Source organism: Frateuria defendens (assembly GCF_001182895.1).
In the GTDB taxonomy this organism is placed as follows: domain Bacteria; phylum Pseudomonadota; class Gammaproteobacteria; order Xanthomonadales; family Rhodanobacteraceae; genus Frateuria_B; species Frateuria_B defendens.
The window spans coordinates 1-351 of sequence record NZ_LFQR01000324.1 but is presented as its reverse complement, the minus strand read 5'-3'; the positions used below and the strand labels follow the sequence as shown (position 1 = coordinate 351).

General features: G+C 37.3%; 1 protein-coding gene. It reads right to left on the bottom strand.

Annotated elements, in window-relative coordinates; all coding sequences use genetic code 11:
• Window positions 1-351, bottom strand: a 351-nt coding sequence (locus ACH65_RS19435) for an adenylosuccinate synthetase (RefSeq protein WP_202594244.1), incomplete at both ends; no start/stop codon positions are given.

Below are 351 nucleotides of genomic sequence, written 5' to 3'. Positions count from 1 at the left end.
ACGTTGAACTTTGTCTACATATGCTGGACCGATACCTTTTTTAGTTGTACCAATCTTATTGTCACCACGTAAACGTTCTTCATATTCATCTTGTGCTAAGTGATATGGTAAAATCACTTGCGCACGATTAGATATACGTAAATTACTTGTAGGAATGCCACGTTCATTTAATCCGTCTAATTCTTTCAATAGTGCAACTGGATCAACAACGACTCCGTTACCGATTACCGCTAATTTGTCTTTGTAAAAGATACCAGATGGTACTAAATGTAATTTATATGTTTCTCCGCCAAATTGAATGGTATGGCCTGCATTATTACCACCTGAAAAACGCGCGATAACATCTGACTG